Source organism: Saprospiraceae bacterium (genome assembly GCA_016719615.1).
Lineage (GTDB): Bacteria > Bacteroidota > Bacteroidia > Chitinophagales > Saprospiraceae > Vicinibacter.
In genome coordinates this window covers 24,999-44,407 of the sequence record JADJYQ010000005.1, presented here as the reverse complement: position 1 = coordinate 44,407, position 19,409 = coordinate 24,999, and the positions used below count along the sequence as shown (strand labels likewise).

Here is a 19,409-nt window from a genome sequence, read left to right as displayed (position 1 = left end):
AATGTGAATTTCTGATTCTTAAAAAGCCATTTACATTTCAATATTCTGATGAACAATATACTTGTTTGCAATAGGTTTATTGAATAATTAATCGAGGATCAGTTTTCTTATTAAGATTTTATCATTCAACTGAATATGCATAAAATACATTCCTTTAGCCAAACCCGCTAATGAAAATTGTTTTTGAACACTGTTCCCATCTTGTGGAATGCTGTGCATTAAAACCTTTTGACCTGCTGCATTCAATAAATAAATAATGGCTTCCTGGCCTTCTGCCCCCAAAACTTCCAGATTCACCAAATCGTTGACCGGATTGGGATACAGACTTACGACATAAGAAGTCGACTCGTCATCAGTTGCCGTTACTTTATTCACAATAAAATCATACTTGAAACCGGCACCAAAATCGGGTTTAAAACTGACCATGGGTATTACGTTGTTATTCACTCTGCGTTTGATACTTGAATTTCCGCTCCCATAGTTGGGGTAATACCAAAAAGACAATCCGTCTTGTGCCTGATCATCGACTTCGAGGGTATAACAACCGTTAGGAACATTCAAATTTTCCTGTGTAGTTGTAGCTGCAGGTAAATTTTTCTTCTCAATCAGTATATTTCCATTCATGTCTTTGATGCGATAACTATTATCACCGGCAATATTATTGGTCCTTATTTCAAAAATGGGATCAAAATCAAAAATGCGTACCAATTTAAAATTGCTGGACATTTTATTATTTCTAGAATTTTCATCATTTATATCATTTACTTTCAATATTTCTACCTCAAATAAAGTAGTAGTTGCGTTGGTCCAAAAATCAAAATGATCTACCGGAAGATCGATCGTTTTAATTTCAAGAGGTTTGATCTCTCCCTGATAAAGAAACTCCAGCGTTCTTCCTCCTAAAACATTGTACCTGATCAATAGACTTCGAATATCTTCGGAACCAAAATTTTTGACTTGAATTGCAGGTCTGCTGCACGCCGGATTGAATCTTTCGAATTCCACGCGACCCACATTCGGCCGAATGACAGCTTCAATGCCGGCGTCCTTTGCATAGGCTGCAGCGCCGTAACTTACCAATTGACAACTGACCAAATAATTTGCAGCATCCATATTGGCGCCATTCAATCCATAATCAATCCTCACTGGACTACCGGGGTCACCCAATGAAGTAATATCAAACTGATGCACATCAGATGCAGCACCCGGACACCAACCTGCACGATCAAAGATCCATGTACCTCCCTGAGGAAATATGGGATTGTCGGCACATTCTTTCCAAACTGTAAAATCAAATTTCCTAAAAGATTTATTACCATCAACGCGCACAAAATGACTGCGGCTGACAAACTCCCCGTTTTGTTCGTGACCCGTCACTGTTGTTCTGATTTTATAAGAATTCGCATCCGGATGTAATTTCAAATTACGAGGTTCAAAAACTTCATTGTTGAGGATGTTGCCAATATATCCTCGCTGGAAAGCATATATATTTTGAATTTCTTTTACTTCGCGTGCCGGTTTCCCCTTTATAAATTGAAACTTAAGATCCATTTCTTCCTGCCATGCACCAAATTCTACGCTGATCTTTTTTGATCCCCGCAATACCGGCGCATAATCGGTAATATCAAATACAAACGTTTTTCCGTCTTTGGTAAGATCCAATCCATTGCCATATGGAGTTACCAGAGAAAGTATTTCGAATTTTGCCGGATCGTAACGCTGATATTTTAGATCCTCCATCACAAAAATTCCATCTTCAGGAACAACTTTAAAATCAACAGGAGTTCCGTTTTCGTCTTTGATGATAAAATCGCCGGCAGGATAAACAAGGAATTTGTTTTTTACAACAGGTTTGCCATTCAGAATTTCGTATTCGGTAACCGGAGTTTTTACAGTACTAAATTCTTCCAAGGCAGAAATCGTTTCCAAGTTGAAGGTATTTATGGTTCCTTGAATAAAAGTAGTAACAGGCCTGGCTTGTAAATTCTGAAATCCACTTACTATATTTCGACCTTTCTCTTCATACCAGTTTAATTCAGTAGCAACCGGAATAGTTGCCGGATTTGGTGACAAATCATTTAACTTATTTTGATCGCCATCGTTGAGCGGTAAATAATAAAGTAAAGAATTGTAAGCAGGATGTGCATTATTACCCGGATCGAACATAAAATTTCTAATGGTAAGGGAATCCAATTCCTTATTCCAGATCGCAAAATGTGAAATTCTTCCGAAGTAGGATAGTTGATTGTTGATGTCAGACGCCAGTTTCATTTTATCCACTGTGATAGCTTTTCTTTTTCCGCTACCAGAATGCCAAAGAATTCCATTTTTATAAATTTGCATCACACCAGTACCCACATTTTTAGTAAAGGCCCAATGCGTCCATTGCCCCTCATAATCTTTTGCTTGTGCTGCTTTTTCAATGCGGTCGTAACCAGTGCCATCATTCCCGCAATCCCAATACACTGAGCCATTGCTCCAGGGTAGGTGAACATTAAGTTGTCTGTTATTCTGCGCATCAGAAGCCTCCAATATAGAAGAATTGACAGGCATGATATCCGGATCACCATAAGCCCAAAAACCAATGGAAACTTCATTTGAAATCTGTTTTAATTTCTGAGGTTCTAATTCAAATCCCGCAGCTCCAAATTGATAGAGACTGTATGATTTTTCATTTGCTCCCACAGAAACATTTTGAATGGTTTGTGAACCGAGTTCAATTTCACCTGCTGTTGGATTTGCATTATAACTCATTTCCACCAGTATTTGAGATGTTCCATCCCAGTTAAAACTATTGTAAAACATCAGTGTTTGCAATCCATTTGCCGGTACAGGCGTGTTTAAAAAATAGACTTCCGTCAAATTATCTAAATCAAAACCTGTTGACTGTATTGAAGTTGCCCGGGTATTCTTCATTTTAATTTTCAAAAATGACAATTCACCCGGCGATTTTACAATATTCCATCTTAAGCCATGAATTTTACCTGCTTTCAAATTTGCATTACTTAGTTCAGCAGCTGTAAATAGAAAATAAAATTTTCCTGTTTCGCTTTTTAATTTCAAGTTCTGGTCAAGAGTACCAATGGTGCCATTGATCTCATTAGATAAGCCACTATAAATTCCCCTTTTCTGAAAATAGGAAATACAGTTGCTGGTTGGATTGTTCGAATAATAAAATTCCGAACCTGTAAAATTAGGTATTACAAATTTGCGCTGTATCTGCAAAACGGAATCCTTTCGAAAAGTATCTGTAACAAATGTATTGCAGCTATAATCCCACTCGCCGCAGCCAACGCCACCATTACCTACTTGTGCATTTTTACAGCGAATGTTATAGATCAGATTAATCCTTTCAATCTCCGAAGTCTGTAAATCCGGAAATGTGTACCAGCCTTCGCGACCGGCAGAATCCCATGTAATTGTTTGCACAGTGATGGTGTCTTGGGATTGCGCGTTAAAACTTAGCAATGAAATGGCAATTAAAAATAATTGTAAACTTAATTTCATATCTGAACTCTTTTAGTGAGGGGTCACAAATTTATAAAATTATCCCAAATCTTAACAGCTTTATCTTGAAGCTTAACGATGCCCTTTGGATTTTACATTTGTTACTTAAGCAGTTGCCTCCTGCTTCAATTGATGCAGCAATACATAGGCCCCCATCATTGCCGGAACAAATACAAGAAAACTTCTGTAAAGCAATGCAAACGAAGCCAAATACTCTTCATGTAAAATACTGGCCATTAAAACCCCAATACTGATCTCAGCAATTCCACTGCCGCCCGGGCTCGGACTAAAATACAAGAGCAGATACAATACAGCTTGAATGGAAATAACAGTCCAAAAATCTGCCTGAACTTCAAAGGCCAATAAAAGTATATATGCCAAAGCGTATTTATTAAAATAAAGGATAATGGTTAGTAAAAAACTGTACAAGAACAAATGAGGTTTTTGCCTAAAAAAAATGCGATATCTATTTTGATAATCCTTTAAGGTTGTGGCCGCTTTCATTCCCCACAAAGAAATCTTGTGTCCTGTGTTTCTAAAAACATATTTCAAACTTCTTCCAATGAACGAAATAAATGAGCCCAGAAAATTTGGAGCCAATAGTCCGATGAGAACCACAATAAATAATGTCGCAAAGACCCGAAATCCAAAGTGGGTGAGTTGCAGGACCAAACCATCAGGTATCGTATCTTCCAGGATGTAGATGGCCAAGGCTCCTGAAAGTGGAAAAAAAATCAGAGTGGAAATCCAGTTAAACAAACTATTTGAAATATTATCCGCCAGTGAAACCCCGTATTTATGAAAAATATAAATTTGTGCTGCTCCACCACCGGTCTGGGTTGGAGTTGCAGCCCCTAAAAAAATATTTGCGAGATTGGCTTTAACACTGGCTATTATGGAAATACCCGGTACGAATTCCCGGATAAAAATATGGTTTCGCAAGCCGCCTAAATACAGATCATTGAAAATAAAAACACAGCCAAGTGCCAGGTAATACCAATTGACTTCAGACCAAACTTCAACAATTTTTCCAGTATTGGTATAAAAAAATAAAGCAGCAAAAGAAATGACCGAAATGAATATAAAAATCAGAACGCCCCGCCGAATTAATGTTGTGTCAACATTAAGCTTATTCCAATTCTTCGGCGTATTGCCTTCGTCAATTTTATTTGAATTTTCCTTAGTCATTTATCATTCCTTTAATCCCGAGCCAGTTCTTAATGGTCGGGTGCAAATCACTCGTCCTACAATATTGTGGCAAGATCCCTTCTTTATTCGCAAATACAGGAACCAACATGTGTTCTTTATGTAAGGATCCGTGCGAACCTTTATGCTCGGGAATTTCCCAATAATCCCGCAGGTCATAGCCTGGTTTTGCACTCACGATAAAATCGCCGGCACGATGACTATTCATGATCTGTGAAATTTGAAACAAGCTATCCGGATAATTCGTCTGTATGGTAGTTTCTAAAGAATTTTCCCTGCTCAAGGTCAATGGTGAATTGCCGAGGCCCAGAACATCAAACGTTTCCTGTTGATAGAAAAATGAACCATCGGGATTGGCTTCCACCAAGGCATATCCAAATTTATTATGAACCACTAACGAACGTTCGTTATTTCTGTAAATAATAAAATCTATTGCATCATTCGCCAGCAGTCTTTCTATAACGGAGCCATGATTGCGCAACAATTGATCTTTCCAGTAAATCTCCTTTTGATCTAAAAAATGAATACTCGCAAAGGAATTTCCTGAAATAAAAACCGCTACATTTGGATAAAGGGTGGCAATCGCCGGATATTCCAGAACCCGATATCCCTGATTTTTAAAAAAACTTCCGAGATCAAAATGCGTATGTGTTGAGCTCAAGCCATGATCGGATGCAAGTATCATTAAAGTATCTTCATAGATTCCCTTTTCTTTCAAGCGATTAACGACTTCTGAAATGCTTTGATCGGCTATTTCATAAGCCCTAATAGTGCGTTCATCTGCATAGTGATAGGTATGTGAATCCCAGTCCACGCTGGGAAATACTGCAAAAATAAAATCGAACTCCTGATCCAGACTTTCCAAAAGTTTGCGGCTTCCCAATAGATCCACAGGATGATGCTCGTGATAAAAATGTGCCCTAAAATACAATCCCGTTTTTTCTTTTCTCGTCACATCAAATTTTGGATCGACGCCTTTAGTGATCATGTTGTAGATATTGAATCCATTGCTGACTTCTTCAAACAGCGAGGGATATTCAGGATTCATATCATCATTAAAGTATTTTGCCTCGTATCCACAATAAGAACGCATGGCATTTCTCGACCATCTGCTTTTTTCAAAATAGGCCTGCTTATCAAACCAACGGATACCTGTGATGTGATGAGCTGCCGGATGCTGGCCCGTTAAGAATGGCAAGTAGGCCGGACCAGTGGTTGAAGGCAAACAGGTCGTTGCCAAACACATCCCACAAACATCGTAAAAAAATTCTTTGATAGCAGGCAGTTTACCCTGATCAATTAGGATTTTCATGATATCCGGACGGGCACCGTCGATCAGATAGAAAATGACCTTTCGCAAGATGTTTGTTTTTAAGAATGATAAAGATAATCAGGATATTCAATTGGCTATAAAGTTGTTATTGTCTGGCTTTTGACAAAGCTTAAAGTTTTACAAAGGGGCACTGTTATTAATTGGGCATAGTCAAGAAAACGGTAGCCGTTTGTGTAGACTTTTGTAATAATGAATCAATTGAAAAAGAGGACTCTTCTTAGGGAAAGGTTTCCCTTTAGGCCCGAAGACCCGGCCGGGCCTGCGCTGTTCCTTTGGCCAGCACACAAAAACAACCACCGGGGTCTTGCTGTTTCCTTCCCCCCCCCGGGCGCCCCCCTTTTCCAATTTTAATTTGGAATTATGATTATTAAAAATACAAATACAAAGAGGGTGGGTGGGGGGGGAAAAAAAAAAAAATTTTTAATCCCCCCTCCCCCCCCCCCCCCCCCGGTCTTCATGCCGACACCAACTAACAAATTTTGTCCCTCGCCTCTCCTTTTAAATTTTTTTTATTTTTTTGGGAAAAATGCGTTTTTTAAAATTTTTTTTGTTTTTTTTTTTCCCCCTCCCCCCGGCGCCGCGGGCGGGGGTATAATTGGGGGGGGGGGACCCCTCAGGTTTTGCGGGTGATTTTCAGAGGGAAAAAGGGGGATATTTTTTGGGGGGGGGGCCCCCGAATCCGCAATTTTAACCAGCCAATCCCGTTTTTTCCCAAAAAAGGGGAAAATTTAATTTAAAAGGGAACCTTGGGAGTTCTTAACTGTGGCATTGGTATTATGATTTAGATCCAACAACACTTTAATTTAGATTGTTCCGTTTCAAAATTTATATAGCAAAATATAATAGTTTAGGAGCGTTAATTAAGCGCGTATAATCCCCTCTTATTCACCAACTCCATATAATTTATTTCATCATACTGATGTAAAATTAATAATTGATTTAGAAAATATGTATTTACTTATTCCAAAGATACTCTTTCAAAGTTTGATAATCATTTAAATTTACTTTGGGCTAAACCGATTGTCGGCAAACCTGAGATGGATATTAATGGAAATATTTATGCAATAAGTAAATTTAAAGGTCCATTGTTCTACACAGACTTTTCTCAATATGACTTAATATTGAATAAGTATGATAAAAATGGTAATATTTTACTTACTAATCATAGTGCCCATTCTTTGTTCGGTTTTGTTAATGGCGGATTTATAAAGAATATACAGAATGGTACAAATATTGTTTGTGGCAAATTTTATGGTAAGTTAGCTTTTTATGGCAAAAATGACACCTTAGTGATTGTAAACAACGAAATGCTGGTACTTATGGTGTTGTTTACCCAAAAGAACACGATTTCATTGCTGCGCTCGATTCATTAAACAACATTATTTGGGCAAAATCATTTTCATTAAGCAGTCCGACTCCAAGTATTATTGAATCTGATTATAACGGAAATATCTATACTCTTGGCTATATACATTCTTCTGCAAATTTTGATCCAGATGGGAAGGCAATAGTTAATAATTTTGGCAATGGACAATATATTGCAAAATATGATAGTGGTTTAAAATATAAAGCCATATCAACATTTGAAGGTGGAACTGCATACAACAATATTGGGAATTTTAAATTATATAACGATACTGCTTTGATTTGCGGGCATTTTTTTAATGCAATAGACCTGGATCTTACTGATACAAGATATAATTTGTCAACTAGTCTAGGCCCAGATATTTATGTCGCCAAGTACTCCGATTTTAATATAAATTCTAATACAGTAAAAAGTTTAGAGTTTGAAGGCAATACTTTTACAATTAAAGCATATCCCAATCCTTCCAACGGCGTTTACAATTTAAAACTAGATGAAATTACAAATAATTCATATATTACAATCTATAATAATATGGGAGAAAAAATTCTGCGTAAAAAACTAGACTCCAATTTATTTTCAATCGACATTTCGGAGAAAATGCCTGGTCTGTACTATTTAATTTTGTCACATGGCAAAAAGAAGTCTTCATTAAAACTATTAAAAACGAATTAAGAACTTCAAATATCAAGACTTGGACTCTTCATCAGCCAACAGATTCATAAGATGTGTGGCCAATTGTTCAAACACATTTACAAAATTTAGTCAATTTGAATTTTACCTTTCACTTCAACTTCACACTCAAATAACCAGCCGTCAAAGATTCCTTGTGCCCCACAATTCCTTCCGGTGGCCCTTGATACAATAATCTACCACCATGTTTGCCGCCACCCGGACCGAGATCGATGAGCCAATCTACGGTTTTAAGAACATCCATATTGTGTTCGATGACCAATACGGTATGCCCCTTTTCTACCAAAGCATGTAAGGCGAACAATAATTTTCGGATATCGTCAAAATGCAATCCCGTTGTGGGCTCATCAAAAATGAAAAATATATTTTCTGCCGTGTTTTCCAAACCCAGGTAATAAGCTAATTTGAGTCTTTGTGCTTCACCGCCAGATAAAGTTGATGACGACTGCCCTAGCTTCAAATAATTCAAGCCGACATCCTGCAGCGGTTTTAATTTTTTAACGATGTCTTTTTTATCGGAGAAAAATGCGAGCGCTTCTTCTACGCTGAGTTCGAGGATCTCGAAAATATTTTTGTCTTTGTATTTAACTTCTAAAATTTCATTCGTAAATCGCTTTCCATTGCAGTCTTCACATAACAATGCAACATCCGCAAGGAACTGCATTTCCACAACTATTTCACCTTCACCTTTACAAGCTTCACATCGACCGCCCTCTACGTTAAACGAAAAATGTTTTGGTTGATATCCACGCAATTTTGAGAGACTTTGCAGGCGATAAATATCTCTGATTTCGTCGTATGCCTTTACATAGGTAGCAGGATTGCTTCGAGATGACCTTCCCAAGGCTTGTTGATTCACGAGTTCGACTTGGGTGATTCTTTGCAGATCGCCTTCCAAAACTCCAATACTTTGTAAATCCTGTCCTTCAGCTTGCAGTGCTGCCTGTAACAAAGGAAATAAAACATGTTTGACCAGGGTTGTTTTTCCGGAACCTGAAACGCCCGAAACGCCAATCATGCTGCGAAGGGGAAATGTAACTTCGAGATCTTGCAAATTGTGCAACGAAACTTGCTTCAACATGATTTTATCAGGATGAATTTTTCTGCGAATAGGAATTGGTATGGTTTTTTTCCCAATCAGATATGCCGCAGTTAAATTTTCAGATCCCGATTTTAGAAATTGCTCAAAACTCCCATTAAACACGACATTCCCGCCGTGGATACCGGCTCCCGGGCCAATATCAAGGATCTCATCTGCTTTTCGAATAACTTCTTCCTCGTGCTCAATGACGATGACCGTATTGCCAAGATTGCGCAAATGGATCAAGGCTGCGACGAGTTTTGTTGTATCTCTGGGATGTAATCCAATACTTGGCTCGTCCAAAATATATAGAGATGAGGTTAAATTCGATCCGAGTGTTCGGGTCAAATGTATTCGTTGTGATTCGCCGCCACTCAGCGTTGAAGCAAGACGGTCGAGATTTAAATAACCAAGGCCAATATGATTGAGTACGTCTAGTCTGTTAGTGATTTCCAGTAATAACCTTTTTCCAACTTCCATTTCGTATTCAGTGAGTTCAATGTTCTTAAAAAAATGGAGCAGTTCTTCAACAGGCACAAACATTAAATCCACAAAACGCTTTCCTGCAAGTTTGACAAAATTTGTTTCATTCCTCAAACGGCTACCCCGGCAGGTACTGCAAGTCGTCTTCCCCCTATATCTCGCCAGGAAAATTCTGTTTTGAATTTTATAAAGTTGCGTTTCCAGTTCTTTGAAATATGCGTGAATTCCCAAGAATTCTCCTGAGCCATACCAGAGTATTTCTCTTTGTTGCTCTGAGAGCTTTTTGTAAGGAACATGCAATGGAAACTTGATCGATTCAGCTATTCTATACAAAGGCGTCAACCATTCACTGCTCTTCTCACCTTTCCAACAAACTATGGCTTCATCGTAAATCGTTTTGTTTTGATTAGGAATAACTTTATGTTCGTCGATCCCAATGATCCGTCCGTAACCTTCACAGACAGGACAGGCTCCATATGGATTGTTATAGTTAAAAAATTGAGGTGTGGGTTCTAAAAATAGCTGGCCATCCAATTCAAAACGATTGGAGAAATAAACGACTTCCTCGTCATTTACAATCAAACTACAATTGCCATGGCTTTCCGCAAAGGCCGTAAGAATGGAATCCGCAACTCGTTTTTGGAAATCTTCATCCATTTCTTGAGTTTTCAAACGATCCACGACTACATAACATTCTTTTAAAGCTTTGTCATCGACTTTTTTCTTCAGGAGCGCTGGTTTTAAATCTTTTAAAGCATCATCTATATGTAAAAGTTGCTTTTGAAAATAGATTCTGGTAAAACCCTTTTGTTGCAGAATTTGAAATTCCTGCTGCAAACTTCGTTCGGGATATTGTTGTTGTAGCGAAAATGCGACGTAAACTTTGATGTCCTTAGGTAGATTCAAAAGTTGATCTACAACATCCTTGACTTCATGTTTTTTGACTTCCATTCCGCTTTTTGGGGAATAAGTTTTTCCAAGGCGGGCATAAAGCAGTCTTAAAAAATCATAGATCTCGGTAAGTGATCCAACAGTAGATCTGGCATTTGAACTGCCCACCTTTTGTTCTATAGCAATGGCCGGACAGAGACCTTTGATATAATCGACATCGGGTTTTTTCATCCGATTGAGGAATTGCCTCGCATAGGCAGATAAGCTTTCAACATATCGCCTTTGGCCTTCTGCATACAAAGTATCTATGATCAGAGAAGATTTTCCGGAACCCGACACACCAGTAACAACGATGAGTTTGTTTTTAGATAGGCTTACATCTATATTCCTGAGATTGTTGGAGCGTGCTCCTTTAATTTCAATAAAGTGCTGAATTTTTTGTTGAGTGCTCATGTTATTAAGAGAGTGCAAAAAGAATAATTTTTCAAGATTTGGGGAAATAATTAGTAAAAATCATTGCATTTGGCACCTTATTTGATATTTTTGCCTTAGAAACAGCCATTTTTGCGGTTAAAATTTCGTTAAAACAGAAATTTCAATCGGCAAAATCGGTCTGTCATAGTATCTTTAAGCCGTTAATCAAATCTAACAACTAAACTAAGCCTATAGATTAAAACTTCTACACTTTATTTAAATTTTAAATAATAAGGGTATGCAAGTAACTAATCTAACTGATCAGGCCTTAATTGATCAGTATCTTCTGGGCGATGAAAAAGCTTTTGCAGAATTACTCAACAGACATCAGCAAAAGATTTACACATCCATTTATCTATTTGTAAAAGACCGCGAACAAGCTGAAGACTTGTTTCAGGATGTCTTTATCAAAATTATCGACACATTAAAGCGCGGAGGTTATAACCATGAGGGCAAATTCTCTCAATGGGCTATCCGGATTGCTTACAATATGTGCGTAGATCAGTTCCGCAGGAACAAACGTCGCACAAAAGTGAGTGGAAACGATGAATTTGACATTTTTGACGTTCTGGAACTTCCCGATGAAAACCGGGAAGATCAGATGATTCGTTCTGAAATGCATACAAGAATCAGAAATTTGGTGGACATGCTTCCGGAAGAACAACGCGAAGTGGTTATCCTAAGACACTATGCCGATCTGAGTTTCAAAGAAATTTCTCAGTTGACCCGAGTAAGTATCAATACGGCACTGGGAAGAATGCGATATGCCTTAATAAACATCCGCAAAATGATGGAGGAGCGTTCTGTCGTTTTACAGTAAAATCATTAGGAAAACCTTAACGAAAACCAAAAACCATTTGGCAATTCGTGGCGTTTAAGATATTAATGAGAGTTTTTTAGGCTTCGTTTAAAATCGGGATTTGTTTTCCCACAGGGATTAGGGGGGCCGCATCAACGATGCGGCCTTTTTTTATTTTACAAACTTCCAAAGTCTTCTAAATTTATACAACACATTAAATTTGTTCCTTATAACTGCAAGGAACAGCCTGCCACCATAGCTCAGCTGTTAGAGCAACGCATTTGTAATGAGTGGGTCCGCAGTTCGAGTCTGCAATGTGGCTCCAAAAGCACCCTTAAAAAATGAGAAATTTTTATTCAAACACACCCATATTCTCATGCATTGACTCTCGCAAGCACATCCCATACGCTGCTCTGCGTAGTCTTCATCCCGCTTTGAGAAACTCTAATTATTTAAAATAACTATATCAAAGCGGGATACGCTGGGGCGATAGGAAAACTCCGTTTTCCAGACGAAATGTTGATATTTAACGCATCGTTGTATGCTCTGGCTACATCAGTGATGTTCCTATTCCAATCAAATCCCGTTCGCAAAACTAAGTTTTGCTATCACTCGAACAGAGTCTGAAGACTCTGCTCAGCTTTCCTTTTATTAAATTATGAAGCTCTGCGTAGTCTCCGACTACGCTGGGGCGTTAGGAAAACTCCGTTTTCCAGACGGATGATAAATAGAAGACATATTCGTATAGCTCGCGCTCAGCAAGTAGCATACTACCAACTACCAGTCACCTCAACACTTCCACTTTCTGTTATTTTTGCCAACAGGGTTTTCTTTCCAAGTCCGGCAGGTTTGACGGCATTTAGCCGAATTTCGTATTCTCCGGGTTCGAGTATAAAAGTTTTCGGATTGGAATTAGCAGTTTGATAAGTTCTTCCATTGGCTAAATTAATTCCTGTTTTTTTAGAGTAAATTCCAACTGTTGCGTCTACTAATTCATTTCCTTTTCGTGCGCCTACCTTTAATTCACCGGATTTCCATGCATGCGAAAGAGAGACTTTTGCGCCACCTGCCAAGCTGTGTTTTTCCATTCTGATTTCCGGTTTTCCGTCGATCTCCACGGAGCTTATTTGCACATCGTATAAACCCGGCAAAACCTGAAATAAAACCGGATTGTTTTTAGCATCTTTATAAGATCTGGTTTGGGCTGCTACTTTTTTGGTACCGGAGTGATAAAGGATGACTACAGCATCTGACAACACAGAATTTCGGGTAACTAAGATTTCAAATTTTCCATTTGTAAAATCTACCACGCGTTGAAGCGTATCATTTGATGTAACTTTCAGATCGATGATGCGTTGGACCGGCCTCCCATCAAGTGTAATGGCGCAAACTTCCACTTCATAGTTGCCATCGGGCAACAAAAATATACGTGGATTTGTCTCGGCTCCGGTATATGTTCTTCCAAAAGCAGTTTCCTTTGCTTCCCCTTTTCTAAAAACCTTTACAGTAGCATCTACAGGTTTCCCATTGAGAGCCACATTAACAGAAAGGTAACCTCCATTGAGCACCGGAACTTCCACAGACTTTTTAAGCGCAGCAGCTAATTCCTCTTCATTGTTAGCGGGAAAATATTGCCCACCACCGGCTTGAGCAATGCACTCCAAAGGTGAAAGATCTTTTTCTTCCAAACCGAAACCAACTACATGCAAAGTGATTTTTGTTCCCTGTGCTTTCGCTTTTTTTACAAGTTCGCAAGCATTGCCCTCGCATGTTTCTAAACCGTCGCTGATGAGAATAATGTTGATTGGTTTGTTTAAGGATTTGATAAAGTCCAATGCTTTTGCGATGGAATTTGCAATCGGCGTTTTACCCTTGGGATTGATGCCATCCAATTTATTTATAAAGTCGGTACGATCCAACGGCCCCAGTGGGACGAGCATTTCGATATCATTACAATCGCTTTTGCTTTGATGGCCGTAAACAATAAGTCCAGTCTGAGCTCCATCGGGTAGAGACTGCACGATTTTTTTCATCATTCTTTTAGCAACGGCAATTTTATATTCTTCCCCGAGTTTTTGCCACATGGAGCCGGAAGCATCAAGAATGAATAGATTTTGCTGGCTTTGAGCAAACAAGCTGAAGTTTAATCCTAAATAGAATAAAAAGAAAAATATTTTTTTCATGGAGCATTTAGTTTTGATGGTGACTCTTCATCGAAAATTATTTGTTTAGTTTTAAAAGCATGGGATTCAATCTCTCTAAATCAAACATTTCTCAAAAATTTGTTAAAGATTAAAATATCTCATAAAATTAGGAAATTATCAAAGCCAATTTTAGTTTTATTTCAAAAAAATGATGGTGGTCAATTTTTAGTTTGCACAAAAAATTCTAAGAAAAAATTGATGCACAAAAAATATTCATTAACCGCTGAATTTAATATTTAGTCATTCCTTTAACAGGATCCCCAAATCAACGAAATGTTCACAATTCATTAAGTAACATTTCGTGCTATTATACGTTTAAAAAGGCAACAGTATAATCCCAATTTTATGCTGGACTTCTGCCTGTAAAATCCTGGATCCACATATAAAGTTAATCTAAAGAAATTGTCTATGCCTTATCCAAATAATAATTTCAGTTATTTCAAATTGCCATTTGCCCTTTTAGGGCTTTTAATGACCAATAGTGTTTCTTTGGCTCAAGATCGAGGAATTGAAATTTTTGGCAAAGTGCTTGAAAATGAAACTGAGTTATCTATTCCTTATGGAACTGTCGTTGTATACGACAAAAACACCAAAGAAATAATTACAGGAACGACTACAGATGATGCGGGCAATTTTAGCATTAATTCCCCTAAGGCTGATTTTTATGTTGTTGTGAGTTTTATGGGATACCAATCAAAAACAATTGAAAATTTTTTAGTTCACAATTTAAAAGCAGATTTAGGTAATATTATACTCTCTCCGGATAGGCAATCACTCGAAGAAGTGGTTGTAACCGGGGAAGTATCACGTACTATTTTTAAATTGGATAAACGAATATTCAAAGTGGGTAAGGATATCAGCAGCACAGGTGCCAGTGCCCTTGAAGTGCTCAACAATGTCCCATCTGTAAATGTCAGCATCGAAGGTGAAGTGAGCCTGCGCGGAAGTACTGGTGTACAAATTTTGATCAATGGAAAACCATCAGTACTTGCAGATCAATCCGGCAATGCATTGGGAACGATAACGGCAGATATGATTGAAAGCATAGAAGTGATCACCAATCCTTCAGCGAAATATGAAGCATCCGGGACAGCGGGTATTCTGAACATTGTGCTTAAAAAAGAAGAGAAACAAGGATTGAATGGTTCCATTTCGGTCAATACGGGATTGCCGGACAATCATAGTATTGGTGGGAGTCTAAATCGCAGAACAGAACACTTCAATTTATTTACTCAGTTTGGGGCTGGCTATAGATCCTTGCCAGATGATAAGGAATCGATCAACAGGAATCTGCTGAATGGCGAGACTATATTGAGCACAGGCGAAGAATTTAGAAATGAAAAATTTTACAACATCACTCTGGGTACTGATTACCACTTAAATGAATATAATGTATTTACACTTTCCGGCAATTTTGCCTATGAGGTAGAAGACCAGCCTTCTGAAATCGAATATCGTTTTTTAAACGCGAGTGATTTGATTTCCCGTTGGCAACGAAATGAAATCACAGAAGCTACCAATCCTAAATGGCAATATGAGTTCAACTGGAAAAAAACATTTCAGGATCATGAAGACCATAACTTTCAATTCAGCGCATTAGGAAGTTTTTTTGGTAAAGACCAAACGTCTTTATTCACCGATATCACACTCGAAGGAGAAAATAGGGATCTGCATCAGCGCACCGCTACTGATTTTAAACAAGAAAATTACAGTTTAATGGCAGATTATGTTAAGCCAATTTCAAAAGTATATACAATTGAAACCGGTGCTTTATACATCATCAATGATGTGGGTAATGATTTTAAAGTTGAGGATTATATAAATGGAGCATATCTGACCAATCAAAACCTTACCAATAATTTTGAATACAATCAAAAAGTCTTTGGTGCTTACGGTACTGCTGCTTATGAAAATGATAAATGGGGTATTAAGTTTGGTATGCGAATTGAAAATACGGACCTCGAAACATTTTTGACCAATACCAACGAAAAGAACAATAATAATTTCACAAATTTTTTTCCAACTCTTCATACAACTTATAAACTTGGAGAACGATTTTCGTTACAAGCGGGATACTCAAAACGCATTTTTAGACCCAGGTTATGGGATTTAAATCCTTTCTTTAATATCAGAAACAACTTCAGCATCAGCACAGGAAATCCAAATCTGCAAGCTGAATTTACAGATTCTTACGAGTTGACCGGAATCTATAAAATTGGCGAAGCAGCTATAAGTTCAAGCCTGTACCATAGATATATAGTAGATGTGGTTGAACGCGTCACGCGATTTGAAGATAATGTGAGTTATTCTACACCACAAAATATAGGAACAAATTCAACTATTGGATTTGAAACAAACGGAAAGTACAGTCCTACAAAATGGCTCAGCCTTACCGGTGATTTCAATTTTAATTATTTTGACCGGAATGGAAATTTTGAAAACCAGGTATTTGATTTTAAAGGTCAGCAATGGTCAGCTAAGCTGGGTTCGAAAATTGGCTTGCCCGCAGATATTGATATCGAGCTCAATGGAAATTTCCGTTCAGAATTTGAAACGCTGCAAGGCAAAGAAAGCGGATTTGCTTATTTAGACCTTGGAATTCGCAAGAAATTCTTCAAAGGGAAAATTGTTGCTGATCTTGGCATAAGAGATGTATTTGCATCAAGAATCCAGGAGCGTTTTGTAAACCAAAACAGTTATGAAACTTATAATTTAGGGAATCGCGGCCGCTTTGTTACTTTCGGTTTAAGTTATGGTTTTGGAAAAGGAGAGGCTATGACGTATAGTGGAAGGAGACACAGATAGGTCTGATAGTAAGATGCCTAGGAAATTGGAATATAATTAGAAATCATATTTGGAGTTATTGGATTTTAATTCGCTTTGCCGCTTGCTCCATAATCCAATCTCACTGCTTCGTGGTACTTCGTGCCTTTGTGTCTTTGTGGCCTCGCTTTTCGAAATCATGATTTTATTCGATATTCATTTCATGATCAGGAATACTATTGGCCCTTTTATTGCCTCTAAGGAGCGAAGACACTAAGGACCACAAAGTATTTCTAATTTCTTCTTCGTGCTACTTCGTGCCTTTATGTCTTTGTGGCCTCGCTTTTCGTAATCATGATTTTATTCGATAGTCATTTCCTGATCAGGAATACTATTGGCCCTTTTATTGCCTCTAAGGAGCGAAGACACTAAGGACCACAAAGTATTTCTAATTTCTTCTTCGTGCTACTTCGTGCCTTTGTGTCTTTGTGGCCTCGCTTTTCGAAATCATGATTTTATTCGATATTCATTTCATGATCAGGAATACTATTGGCCTTTTTATTGCCACTAAGGCGCGAAGACACTAAGGACCACAAAGTATTTCTAATTTCTTCTTCGTGGTACTTCGTGCCTTTGTGTCTTTGTGGCCTCGCTTTTCGAAATCATGATTTTATTCGATATTCATTTCATGATCAGGAATACTATTGGCCCTTTTATTGCCTCTAAGGAGCGAAGACACTAAGGACCACAAAGGAAAGTTGATGGATTATAGATTAAAATTTATGGAGAAAAGATTTTAAATCAAAGACAATTGATTGATGACCTCTGACTATTGATTAAAATTCTGTAAATTACTTTAATCCTGTATATCCTAGTTATCCGTCCATTTATTCAAGCCTGCATAATAAATCAAACGCCAACCCTGAGAGCCTTTTGCAAAGCGTCGGATGATCATAAGTTGATATTTTTTTTCAGTGATGCGCTCTTCGATCAGAATGTCTGCTAAGATTAAAAATTCGCTGTTAAACAATTGCGGATTGAAGGTTTTGTGCATGACCCAATTGTCGGATGTATAATAGAAATCATCAAAATTCTTTTCCTCAGGATCTGCTCCATCCGGTAGTCCTTTTAAGGGAAAATCGATGTGCTGCATCTGGAACAAACTATCCTTATGAAACTGTTCATAGAATGCCGTGAAATCTTCGGGAAGTCCTGAAATTGTATTTTCAACAGGAGCCTTTTTCTTTTGGCACGCGCTCACAAAACATAAGAGCAGTAATAGTTTACTTAATTTAATATTCAACTGCGACAGCACATGCATAGTGTTCGTTTTTTTCATGCCAAAGTTCGTAATCTTTTTGGTATTCGGAGGTGATCATTCGCGCTTTATGTCCCAGACCAGGTTTGGGTTCCGCTTCAAACTCCATGAGAATTTGTTCAGAGAATTGAATCCCCTTTTGCCCATGCACCTTATAAACAGCCTCTTTGATCGTCCAGGCGAGACTTAGATCCCAAATATTGTCCAATTTTAACTTAAGAATACTCTGCTTTTCATCTGCAGACAAAAACCTGTTACTTATATCCCTGATTTTTTCTTTATAAACTTGTAAATCAAATCCAATGGGTTTTTCAGATATTGCAACACCCGTCCATTCAGCAGAATGTGATACAGAAATAAACTTGTTACTTTCCCTGATGAATAATTTACCAGCTTCGTCTTTATACAAATGTGAATCGGTCTTATCTGTGCACTGATAAATTAAAAAACGGGAAGCGAGGTATTCTCTTCGCTTTACAGGATGAATTCCTTCGAGCCATTTTACTTGTTTTGCATCCCAATCCATCGAATTTAAAAAATAGGCATCTTCTTCTTCGATGAACCAAATATAAATTTCAACATTTGGAAGCGGCTTGATCAATTCAAATAATGGCATAATGCTCCATACTTATTTACGCCCCCATTGATACGATTGGGTATCTATACCCACCAACTCGAGAGCGCGGAGACTTACCGTTTTGGCAACATCATCCATCGTCTGCGGGTTGGAATAAAAAGAAGGTATCGCCGGACAAATAATCGCACCGGCCAAAGTGAGTTGCTTCATGTTTTCGATATGGATCAATTGGAGGGGAGTCTCTCTTAATACAATGACTAGTTTTTTTCGTTCTTTCAACATAACGTCGGCAGCGCGGGTCATCAGATCATCGGAAATTCCATTTGCAATGCGGCCCATCAATCCGGCCGAACAAGGACATATAATCATCGCATCAAATTTGCCGGAACCCGATGCAAATCCTGCCGTGAAATCTTTATTCTGATAAAATTGAAATGGGTAATGGGCGATATCATGTCCCGGATTTTCGAGCTTCCAGTTATACTCCGCATTTTCGCTCATGACCACATGTGTTTCGAGTTCCAATTTACTTTGCAGGAATTGGAGTAAAACTCTTGCATAAATGGAGCCGCTTGCGCCGCCGATTCCGATAACGAGTTTCATTTGTGGATTTATGGTTTTCTTATTCTTAACAACATCATGACTTTGAGATTGTTGCATCTATTTCTACAATCTAATATCAAATTCCATGTTTACGATTCTCCTTAAAAAATGAAT

Annotated in this window: 11 protein-coding genes; 3 read left to right on the top strand and 8 right to left on the bottom strand. The window is 38.1% G+C overall.

Features of this window, described 5'->3' with window-relative positions; genetic code table 11:
- Positions 1 to 87: 87 nt before the first annotated feature.
- From IPM92_09995 to IPM92_09985, 3 genes are all read right to left on the bottom strand, one after another.
- Positions 88 to 3,507, bottom strand: a complete 3,420-nt coding sequence (locus IPM92_09995; GenBank protein ID MBK9108672.1) for a T9SS type A sorting domain-containing protein — start codon at positions 3,505 to 3,507, stop codon at positions 88 to 90.
- Positions 3,508 to 3,612: 105 nt separating this feature from the next.
- Positions 3,613 to 4,695, bottom strand: coding sequence for a flippase-like domain-containing protein (locus tag IPM92_09990; GenBank protein ID MBK9108671.1), 1,083 nt, complete (start codon positions 4,693 to 4,695; stop codon positions 3,613 to 3,615).
- Positions 4,688 to 6,073, bottom strand: a complete 1,386-nt coding sequence (locus IPM92_09985; GenBank protein ID MBK9108670.1) for an alkaline phosphatase family protein — start codon at positions 6,071 to 6,073, stop codon at positions 4,688 to 4,690. The genes IPM92_09990 and IPM92_09985 overlap by 8 nt, the downstream gene beginning before the upstream one ends.
- Positions 6,074 to 7,748: 1,675 nt before the next feature.
- Between IPM92_09985 and IPM92_09980 the strand changes: the two genes are divergently transcribed.
- Positions 7,749 to 8,084 (top strand): T9SS type A sorting domain-containing protein, encoded by a 336-nt coding sequence (locus IPM92_09980; GenBank protein ID MBK9108669.1) that lies wholly within the window; start codon positions 7,749 to 7,751, stop codon positions 8,082 to 8,084.
- Between the two features lie 109 nt (positions 8,085 to 8,193).
- Here IPM92_09980 and uvrA read toward each other — a convergent pair whose 3' ends face one another.
- Entirely contained in the window at positions 8,194 to 11,010 is a 2,817-nt protein-coding gene (gene uvrA, locus IPM92_09975) for an excinuclease ABC subunit UvrA (GenBank protein MBK9108668.1), read from the bottom strand.
- Between the two features lie 259 nt (positions 11,011 to 11,269).
- On the opposite strand from uvrA, the gene IPM92_09970 reads away from it, so the two are divergent.
- Positions 11,270 to 11,851 (top strand): sigma-70 family RNA polymerase sigma factor, encoded by a 582-nt coding sequence (locus IPM92_09970; GenBank protein MBK9108667.1) that lies wholly within the window; start codon positions 11,270 to 11,272, stop codon positions 11,849 to 11,851.
- A gap of 749 nt (positions 11,852 to 12,600) precedes the next feature.
- Here IPM92_09970 and IPM92_09965 read toward each other — a convergent pair.
- Positions 12,601 to 14,013 carry a VWA domain-containing protein gene (locus tag IPM92_09965; protein MBK9108666.1) on the bottom strand — a complete coding sequence of 471 codons (1,413 nt, stop codon included), beginning with the start codon at positions 14,011 to 14,013 and terminating at the stop codon, positions 12,601 to 12,603.
- Positions 14,014 to 14,505: 492 nt separating this feature from the next.
- Between IPM92_09965 and IPM92_09960 the strand changes: the two genes are divergently transcribed.
- On the top strand, positions 14,506 to 16,839 hold the full coding sequence (locus tag IPM92_09960) for a TonB-dependent receptor (protein MBK9108665.1): 2,334 nt from the start codon (positions 14,506 to 14,508) through the stop codon (positions 16,837 to 16,839).
- 829 nt (positions 16,840 to 17,668) lie between these two features.
- Here the strand turns inward: IPM92_09960 and IPM92_09955 are convergent.
- From IPM92_09955 to IPM92_09945, 3 genes are read right to left on the bottom strand one after another with little or no spacing between them, the layout of a single operon-like run.
- Positions 17,669 to 18,118, bottom strand: a complete 450-nt coding sequence (locus IPM92_09955) for a DUF4348 domain-containing protein (protein ID MBK9108664.1) — start codon at positions 18,116 to 18,118, stop codon at positions 17,669 to 17,671.
- Positions 18,090 to 18,731, bottom strand: coding sequence for a 4'-phosphopantetheinyl transferase superfamily protein (locus IPM92_09950; GenBank protein MBK9108663.1), 642 nt, complete (start codon positions 18,729 to 18,731; stop codon positions 18,090 to 18,092). Before IPM92_09950 ends, IPM92_09955 begins: the two co-directional genes overlap by 29 nt.
- 12 nt (positions 18,732 to 18,743) lie before the next feature.
- On the bottom strand, positions 18,744 to 19,352 hold the full coding sequence (locus tag IPM92_09945) for a UbiX family flavin prenyltransferase (protein ID MBK9108662.1): 609 nt from the start codon (positions 19,350 to 19,352) through the stop codon (positions 18,744 to 18,746).
- Positions 19,353 to 19,409: the final 57 nt, after the last annotated feature.